The organism is Bacillus sp. 522_BSPC, from assembly GCF_001076885.1.
GTDB classification, from domain to species: Bacteria; Bacillota; Bacilli; order Bacillales; family Cytobacillaceae; genus Niallia; species Niallia hominis.
This window is the reverse complement of sequence record NZ_JVDT01000121.1, coordinates 1-9,401: the sequence shown is the minus strand read 5'-3', so window position 1 is coordinate 9,401 and position 9,401 is coordinate 1. Positions and strand designations below refer to the sequence as shown.

5 protein-coding genes and 1 other annotated feature are annotated in these 9,401 nt (G+C 35.6%); of the genes, 2 read left to right on the top strand and 3 right to left on the bottom strand.

Annotated features, from left to right (window positions below; all coding sequences use genetic code 11):
• Positions 1-226: 226 nt before the first annotated feature.
• Positions 227-444, top strand: a binding site (T-box leader).
• 108 nt (positions 445-552) lie between these two features.
• Positions 553-1,986, top strand: a complete 1,434-nt coding sequence (gene proS, locus ADJ83_RS09590) for a proline--tRNA ligase (RefSeq protein WP_031540642.1) — start codon at positions 553-555, stop codon at positions 1,984-1,986.
• A gap of 110 nt (positions 1,987-2,096) precedes the next feature.
• Here proS and ADJ83_RS09585 read toward each other — a convergent pair whose 3' ends face one another.
• The 3 genes from ADJ83_RS09585 to ADJ83_RS09575 form a co-directional block, all read right to left on the bottom strand.
• Positions 2,097-2,972, bottom strand: a complete 876-nt coding sequence (locus tag ADJ83_RS09585) for a cation diffusion facilitator family transporter (protein WP_031540643.1) — start codon at positions 2,970-2,972, stop codon at positions 2,097-2,099.
• Between the two features lie 241 nt (positions 2,973-3,213).
• The gene (locus tag ADJ83_RS09580; protein ID WP_031540644.1) at positions 3,214-5,415 is read right to left on the bottom strand and encodes an MMPL family transporter; all 2,202 of its coding nucleotides are present in this window, start codon (positions 5,413-5,415) and stop codon (positions 3,214-3,216) included.
• 128 nt (positions 5,416-5,543) lie between these two features.
• The gene (locus ADJ83_RS09575) at positions 5,544-6,170 is read right to left on the bottom strand and encodes a TetR/AcrR family transcriptional regulator (RefSeq protein ID WP_031540645.1); all 627 of its coding nucleotides are present in this window, start codon (positions 6,168-6,170) and stop codon (positions 5,544-5,546) included.
• A gap of 368 nt (positions 6,171-6,538) precedes the next feature.
• Here ADJ83_RS09575 and adhE point away from each other — a divergent pair, with 368 nt between their 5' ends.
• Positions 6,539-9,151, top strand: coding sequence for a bifunctional acetaldehyde-CoA/alcohol dehydrogenase (gene adhE, locus ADJ83_RS09570; RefSeq protein WP_031540646.1), 2,613 nt, complete (start codon positions 6,539-6,541; stop codon positions 9,149-9,151).
• Positions 9,152-9,401: the final 250 nt, after the last annotated feature.

Genomic DNA, 9,401 nt, shown 5'->3' with positions numbered 1-9,401 from the left:
AAAGCAAGAGAAAGAGCAAGAAAAGGTAACAGAGAAACGTTCTCTGTGCCCGAAAGCAAGAAAAAGAGCAGGAAAAGGTAACAGAAAACTAGCCTTCAGCACTCACCTCCCTTACAAAATGCAAGAAAAAGGAACAAACTATAATCTATCTATTAGAAAAAGAATAAAAAAATCCATATTGACAATAATGAATCTATCCGATATGATTTTTCACAAAGAAATGAATAAAGAAACTATAAAAAGGAATAGTATACAGCCATGTCTATTAGAAGAGAGGGTCTAATTGCTGAAAGGACCTATAGGCTACCTGTGGAACCTGCCTTTTTCGTTCTGTATCGAATAGACATTGTTTAGAAAGATTCAGCGGTTCAATACCGTTACCATGGATGAGTGTAAAGCTTTGCTTTGAATTAGGGTGGTACCGCCATTATTATGGTCCCTAATGAGAGGCAAAGCTTTTTTAATGGTCTTTTTCAAAAAGATGGACCTTTAAAAGTAAAAGTTATAGAGAAATAATATCGATAAAAAACAATAAAATAGGAGGCTTCTAAAATGGCAAAGGATTTTGTAAAAAGCATTACTAGTATGGAAGAAGATTTTGCTCAATGGTATACAGATGTTGTCACAAAAGCAGAACTAATCGATTATTCAAGTGTAAGAGGGTCTATGATTATTCGCCCATATGGAACAGCAATATGGGAAAATATTAAAGAGGCATTAGACAAACGCATTAAAGAAACAGGACATGAAAATGTTTATATGCCACTCTTTATACCAGAAAGTCTATTGCAAAAGGAAAAGGATCATATCGAGGGATTTGCTCCAGAAGTAGCATGGGTGACCCATGGAGGAGAGGAAGAATTAGCAGAAAGACTTTGTGTGCGTCCAACCTCTGAAGTTCTTTTTGCAGAGCATTATAAAAATATTATCCATTCCTACCGCGATCTTCCAAAGCTATATAATCAGTGGGCAAATGTAGTACGTTGGGAAAAGACCACTCGCCCATTTTTGCGTACATTAGAATTTTTATGGCAAGAAGGGCATACATGCCATGAAACAGAAGAAGATGCAGATAGAGAAACTACTCAAATGCTTGAAGTTTATGCGGAAGTTTGTGAGAAATACTTAGCGCTACCTGTTATTAAAGGGAGAAAAACAGAAAAAGAAAAGTTTGCTGGTGCTAAGTATACGTATACGATTGAAAGTTTGATGCATGATGGAAAAGCATTGCAATCAGGAACGTCTCATAATCTTGGTGATGGCTTTGCAAAATCATTTGGAATTCAGTTCTCTGATAGGGACGGAAATCTCCAGCATGTTCACCAAACATCATGGGGCTTTACTACTCGAATTATTGGTGCCATGATTATGGTTCATGGGGATGACCGTGGCTTAGTAGTGCCGCCAATGATTGCGCCAACTCAAGTAATGATCGTACCAATTGCCCAGCATAAAGAAGGGGTTTTGGATTTTGCCTATGATTTGCAAAAGAAATTAAACCGTTCCATTCGAGTGGGCATTGATGGAAGTGATAAAAAGCCAGGCTGGAAATTTAATGAGTATGAAATGAAGGGGATTCCTTTGCGTTTAGAAGTAGGACCAAAGGATATAGAAAAAAATCAAGTTGTGCTCGTTCGCAGAGATACTGGAGAAAAGCAATTTGTATCAATGGATGGACTAGAAGATACAATTGCCCAATTGTTAAAGGATATCCAAGATAATTTACTACAGAAAGCTATCAATCATAGAGAAGAAAATACTCATATTGCTTTAAGCTTCGATGAATTTAAACAATGGATATCAAAAGAAAAGCCAGGATTCATCAAAGCAATGTGGTGTGAAGATCAAGCATGTGAAGATAAAATCAAGGAAGAAACAAGTGCAACTTCTAGATGCATGCCTTTTGAACAGGAGGCAATTGCAGATACTTGTGTATGCTGTGGCAAGAAAGCAAGTAAACTAGTATATTGGGCTAAGGCGTATTAAAACTTTAGCTGTATTATCTAGCTGAAATAAACGAAGGAATAAAAATGGTGGTGACCTCCGAAATGTTTTTACTCTAATTTTTGGAGGGCGGTACCAATATTCCTTCGTTTTTATTTGTCTTCGTCTGGCTCAATATGCACATGTACCTCGAGTGCATGAAACTCATCAATTAAAGCATTCTCAACAGCGGAAGAAATATCATGGGCATGAGTAACATCTAACTGCTGGTTAACTGTAATGACAACATCAACAACTGGACTGTTTCCATAGTTTCTTGCTTTTATCTCTTTTACAGCTTTTACACCTTCTGTACGCAAAATAGTTTTTTTGTATTGATCAATTAATAAAACATCAAATCCATCTGTTAAATAGTGAGTTGTTTCTCGGAAGATACCCCAGGCTGTTTTACAAATTAATAGCCCAACAATACAGGCAGCAAGGGGATCTAAAAAGGTTAATTTTAGTTGAGCGCCAAAAATCCCAACTGCTGTCCCAATGCTAACCATTGAGTCGGAGAAGTTATCCTTTGCAGCCGCTTTAACTGCTTGGCTATTAATTTTATTACCTAAACGTAAATTAATGCGATAAACACCAAACATTACAGCACCACAAGCGATGGCCGTATATGCCGCTACTAAATCAGGTGCTTGCCTTGTCTGGCTAAAGAAGGAAGAAACGGCTTGGAATAATACTTGCAATCCGACACTCATCATAATAAAGGAAGCAATTAAAGAAGCAACAGTTTCTGCTTTCCAATGACCGTATGGATGATCTTTATCCGCTGGTTTTTGCGAAAGACGCAACCCGATTAGTACAGCAACAGATGCAATAATATCTGTGAAATTATTCCAACCATCAGCTTTTAGGGCTTGGGAACCTGTGCTATTTCCAATAAATAATTTAACAGAAGCTAGTACAATATATGTAAAAATGCTCAATATCGCAGCACGTTCTCCAAGCTTTAAGTCTGCATATTTTTTGTCCATTACAAATGCCCCCTTAACTAACCCACTTATCATATCAATTCCTTATAGGGTGGGTCTAGAGCAACGTTTTTATACATATCAACAAAAGTGTTAGAGAGATAAAATAGTTAGCTAGAGGAAAACTTCATCCATTTAATATTACTTAGCATGTGGAAAAAAATCTCACTGACTTTAATAAACTAGAAGAGATAAAAAATCTCCAAGACTTATCTTAAGACAAACCTTGGAGGCGTATAATCACTTATTCGTTTCCTTTTACATATACTTTCTTGCTTGGCCAAAAGACTGTATTTCCTAATAGAGAAGTAATTGCAGGAACTAAAAAAGGTCTCACGATAAAGGTGTCTAGTACAACCCCAATAGCGGTTATCGTTCCAAAATGGACAAGCACTTCCATAGGTAAAGTAGTCAACACCATAAAGGTAGCTGCTAAAATGACTCCTGCAGAAGTAATAACCCCACCTGATTCTGCAACTCCCTCTTTTATTGCTAGTAGGAGAGGCATTTTTTTTCGTTTTTTCCAAATGCTTGATATCATGAAAATATTGTAGTCTTCTCCTAAAGCAACGATAAAGACAAAGGAGTACAAGGGGATTAAGCCTTGAATTGCTTCTACTCCAAATCCATAATGAAGAATGACCCACCCTAAGCCTAGGGCACCAAAGTAAGAAAGTAGTACAGAAGCTATTAAATAGAATGTTGCTATAATGGATCTAAGATAAACAAGTAACAAGATAGCAATCATGATTAAGATAATTGGAATAATTAATTTTACATCTTGATTTGTCAATTCTCTTGTATCATATTGTTCCGCAGTTACTCCTGCAATCCATATCTTCTCATTCGGTTCCTTTATGCCATTTTCAGCAAGCTTCTCTTCTAATGTATCACGAATAATAGGGAGTTCATCCATCGCTTGATTTGAATAAGGATTTGTTTCTAATTCAATCGAATATTTTACTAAATTAGGATTGCTTCTACCCGATTCTTCCTCCGAAACCGTTGCAATGAAAGCTAATTTATTTAATTCTTCTTCAATATTTAATGTTGCACCTTCTGTATCAATAATGACAGAAACCGGTGCGAGTTCCCCTGCATTAAAATGTTCTTCTATTAAGGTATATCCTTCTTTTGATGGCATGTCATCTGGAAATGAGGACAATAAATCATAGGTATATACTGTTTTAAGGGAAAATACAGCAAAAATACCAAGAAATAATGTCGTTAGTATAGTCACTTTCCATGGATGCTGTGTTACTACATTTCCGATTGTTTTCCCCAATGTATTTCTTTTTTTAGTCGTCTTTATTATCCTACCATTTATAATTTGTCCTTCTAATTTCGGAACAAATGGATAAAAAGATAATCTACCAATAATGGCTAGAATGGCTGGGACAAGACTAAGACTGGCTATCATCATAATAAATATAGCTAAGCTAAACGGGATTGCAAATCGTTGCACGGCACCATATTGGGCAAATAATAGGACAAGAAGAGAAAATACTACTGTTAATCCACTCATTGCCACAGCACCACCAGATCGATGCAATGCTCTTTCCATCGCCATTTCTTTAATTGATTCTTTGGTTAAATACGTTCGATATCTACTAATAATAAATAAACAATAATCTGTACCTGCTCCAAATAGTAATACAGTCATAATGGCAATGCTTTGTGAATCGAATTCAATCCACTCATGTTCTCCCATGAAACCAAGCAAAGGACTGATAACTCCATAAGCAATACCTACTCCAATTAAAGGAATTAACGCTAAAATAGGAGAACGGTAAATGACAAGTAAACAGATTAGCACAATAATAACTGTGCCAATGAGTAACGATAAGTCCCCTTGGCTAAATAGCTCTGTTGCATCTATGGAGATACCAACGGGGCCAGTAGTCCTTGCATGTAATATCGTTTCATCCTTTCGTGCAGTGTTAAACGGATTTTTTTCAAAGATTCCATTTGCAACAGCTTCTAGCTTTTGAATACTAGCTTTTAATTCACTAGTAGCTAAATTATTTGAAAATAAAATAGGGAGAACTAGAGTTGTTCCATCTTCTGAAATTTGTTGTTTGACTCCCTCAATAGGTAGTTGATGATAAGGAATAATTGCTTCTTGATGAGCAAGTGGCGCATTTGTTAATTGGTTCGTAAGTTCTTGGATTTGTTCAACATCCTTATCTGTTAAGCCAGTTGAGCGAAACCATGTAATTAACGCAGGAGTTCCTTGGTCATTAGAAAACTCCTCCTTTATTTTTTCATCTGCCAGCTGTGATAAAGCATTAGTTGGAATATTGCTAGCTAAGTCGTTTTTTTGTGAACTAGCTTGAGGGAAAAGTGTACTTAATATCCCAACAAGGAGAATCCAGGCAAGTAATATTATCCATTTCCCTTTTTTACTAGTGACAGCGGTAAAATAGCGATGAATATACCGTTTCATTTTGTTCACTCCTTAAAATACACATAACTTATCACTTGATAAGTTATGTGTAAAGAAAGAAACTTATCAAGTGATAAGGTGAGTATATATTTATTTTTATAAGAAAGGAAGTGTTTTTTGAAAAATCATTACTTATCTACTATTCCAAATATAAATAGATGAACGACTAATTTTGCTTTACGCCGGATTTCCTTTGTTTGTTCTTCATTAGAAAGTTCTTTCATATGAGAAGGACGCATGGCAGTTTGAATATATTGAAGAAAGGTGAATGCTATTTCTTCGCTATTACTTTCTATTTTTTGAAAAGAAATATTATTATCTTTTTCAGCCATATCAAACAAATGTTTAATCGGTTTTAAAAATCCCTCTTGCCAGCGAATTCTTAGTTGGGTTTGTATATCATTTGGCATCTCATGTTGTAAGTCATGGAACATTTGCATGAGATCTTCTTGATAATGTTCTAAAAAGTAAAGAGCAATTTGGTAAAGACATTCTTGAAGAATCTGATATTCCTTCGTAATTTTTAATAAAGCATTTTCAGTCTGTTGAATAGACGTCATAATGACTTCTTTATAAATATCTTGTTTATTCTTAAAGTGATGGTATAAAGCAGGCTGTGTAATTCCACAACGCTCTGCAATCATCCTTGTGCTGACCTTACGAAATCCCAATTCCATAAACAACTGATAGGAGACACGGATTATAAATTGATAGGTATCATGATCCGTATTAGTTCTTTCCCATTTTTTATTCATATTGCAAACCCTTTCATTGTTGTTTTTATCACATTTTATATTATAGGAAAAGTAAGGAGATATTACAAATATGTATAAAATGTGAATGAGTTTGTGAAATGTTGAACATTTTTTAAGAATAGGCTTGAAGGTTTTAGCAAGTCATTATATGATAAGCATGTAAAGAATAACAACGAGAAATTCCAAAAGATATAATATGTTTGTAGGAAGCTAGTGGGCAAACAAACTACTAAATTAGTAGTTTTTCTTTAAAGAATTATTTGTGAATATATTCACAAATTAACTGCTTTTTTAAAGTAGTTTTTTCTTTAAAGTAACTTGTGAATATTTTCACAATATTATCATTCTCGATTTGGAGGGATTTAGTGATGTCAGTTGTTGAAAAAGAAGTAAAAGCGAAAAATGAGCAAGTTGATGTGCAAACCGTTATTAATGAGATGGCAGCAAAAGGGAAAAAGGCACTAGAAGAATTTATGTCTTTAGATCAAGAACAAGTAGATACAATTGTAAAGGCTATGGCCCTAGCTGGTTTAGATAAGCATATGTATTTAGCTAAATTAGCGGTTGAAGAAACGGGAAGAGGCATTTATGAGGACAAAATTACAAAGAATATATTCTCTACCGAATATATCTACCATAATATTAAATATGATCGTACAGTTGGGGTGATAAGCGAAGACCAACAAACAGGAATTGTGGAAATCGCTGACCCGGTAGGCGTAGTTGCTGGGGTAACACCTGTTACAAATCCAACATCTACAACCATGTTTAAAGCTATTATTGCGATAAAAACACGTAATCCAATTATATTTGCTTTCCATCCATCTGCACAGAAATGTAGCAGTGAGGCAGCTAGAATTCTAAGAGATGCAGCAGTTAAAGCGGGGGCACCAGAAAACTGTATTCAATGGGTAGAAAAACCTTCTATTGAAACAACTAAAGCGTTAATGAATCATAATGATATTGCATTAATTCTTGCAACTGGTGGACCAGGAATGGTTAAATCCGCATATAGTTGTGGCAAACCTGCACTTGGCGTTGGCGCTGGTAACGTACCTTGTTATATCGAAAAAACAGCGAAAGTTAAAAGAGCAGTGAACGATCTGATTCTTTCAAAAACATTTGATAATGGAATGATTTGTGCATCTGAACAAGCAGTAATCATTGACAAAGAAATCTACGATGAAGTAAAGAATCTATTGATTCGAAATAGCTGCTACTTCTTAAATAAAGAAGAGTTGGCAAAAGTAGAAAAACTAGTAATTAATGAAAACACATGTGCTGTAAATCCAGATATAGTTGGTAAATCTGCTCATTATATCGCTGGATTAGCAGGAGTAAAAGTACCAGAAGATACAAAAATTCTTCTTGCTGAATTAGAAGGTGTAGGACCTGATTATCCTCTATCTAGAGAAAAATTGAGCCCTGTGCTTGCATGCTATAAAGTGGAATCAACAGAAGATGGAATTAAACGTGCAGAAGAAATGTTAGAGTTTGGCGGATTAGGACATTCAGCAGTCATTCACTCTGAAGATCCGAAAGTAATAGAAAGATTTGCCCTAAGAATGAAAGCATGCCGTATTATCAACAATGCCCCATCTTCTCAAGGTGCAATCGGTGACATTTATAATGCATTCATGCCTTCTTTAACACTTGGCTGTGGATCTTATGGTAAAAACTCTGTATCTACTAACGTAACAGACATTCATTTATTAAATGTTAAAAAATTGGCAAAAAGGAATGTAAATATGCAATGGTTTAAAGTACCTTCAAAAATTTATTTTGAGAAAAATTCTGTACAGTATTTACAAAAAATGCAGGATATCTCTAGAGTATTTATCGTAACAGATCCATACATGGTTAAATTTGGATATGTGGATAAATTACTTTATAACTTAAGAAAACGTTCAAATCTAGTGCAAGTAGAAGTGTTCTCTGATGTTGAGCCAGATCCATCTATTGAAACAGTTGTTAGAGGAACAGAGATGATGGCTAAATTCCAACCAGACTGCATTATCGCACTTGGTGGTGGATCTCCAATGGATGCAGCAAAAGGTATGTGGTTATTCTATGAGCATCCAGATGAAGAGTTCTTCGGATTAAAGCAAAAATTCTTAGATATCCGTAAAAGGGTTTATAAATATCCATCATTAGGTGGTAAAGCTAAATTTGTTGCTATTCCAACTACTTCTGGTACAGGATCCGAAGTAACATCTTTTGCGGTAATTACAGATAAAGAACAAAACATTAAATATCCTTTAGCTGATTATGAATTAACACCAGATGTAGCTATCATCGATCCACAATTTGTTATGACAGTACCGCCTGCTGTAACGGCAGATACAGGAATGGACGTATTAACACATGCTGTGGAAGCATATGTATCTAATATGGCAAATGACTATACAGATGCATTAGCGGTGAAAGCAGTTCAATTAATCTTTGAATATTTACCAAGAGCATATAGAAATGGAAATGACGAAGAGGCACGCGAAAAAGTGCATAATGCATCTACAATAGCTGGTATGGCATTCGCAAATGCATTCTTAGGAATTAATCATAGCTTGGCACATAAATTAGGTGCCGAATTCCATATCGCACATGGTCGTTCAAATGCCATCTTATTGCCACATGTTATTCGCTATAATGCAGAGAAACCGAAAAAATTCATGGCATTCCCTAAATACGAATACTTTAAAGCAGATGAGCGCTATGCAGAGCTTGCAAGAATTCTAGGATTGCCAGCTAATACTGTGGAACAAGGAGTAGACAGCTTTGTCAAAGCAGTAATCAGACTTGGAAAAGAATTAAATATCCCAATGAGTATTGCAGCACAAGGTGTAGATCCAAAAGAATTCGAAGCAAAAGTAGATTATTTAGCAGATCGTGCTTTTGAAGATCAATGTACAACAGCTAACCCTAAATTACCATTAGTAACGGAATTAGCAGACATTTACAGAAAAGCTTTTAAAGGGGTTTAAAATCAAGTCAAAGAGCAAACAATTTGAGGCTGGGACATAAGTATTCCAGCTTAAAATAAACCTGAATGATTATACGAAGGTGCCAATGAAAGGTTCGTATAATCATTTGGGCTTTTTTATTCGTTTTAAAAAGGATGTTCCATGAAGTTTGTTGCTATTATCCGCAGCCTGAATACACTTCGCTTTCCGTGGGGCTCGCGCTGAGACGCGGTCTGCTTCCGCCTGCAGGGTCTCAGACTGTCTCGCTAAT

Coding starts and splice junctions, on each gene's coding strand:
- adhE (WP_031540646.1), top strand. CDS start 6,539: ATGTCAGTTGTTGAAAAAGAAGTAAAAGCGAAAAATGAGCAAGTTGAT.
- ADJ83_RS09575 (WP_031540645.1), bottom strand. CDS start 6,170: ATGAATAAAAAATGGGAAAGAACTAATACGGATCATGATACCTATCAA.
- proS (WP_031540642.1), top strand. CDS start 553: ATGGCAAAGGATTTTGTAAAAAGCATTACTAGTATGGAAGAAGATTTT.
- ADJ83_RS09585 (WP_031540643.1), bottom strand. CDS start 2,972: ATGGACAAAAAATATGCAGACTTAAAGCTTGGAGAACGTGCTGCGATA.
- ADJ83_RS09580 (WP_031540644.1), bottom strand. CDS start 5,415: ATGAAACGGTATATTCATCGCTATTTTACCGCTGTCACTAGTAAAAAA.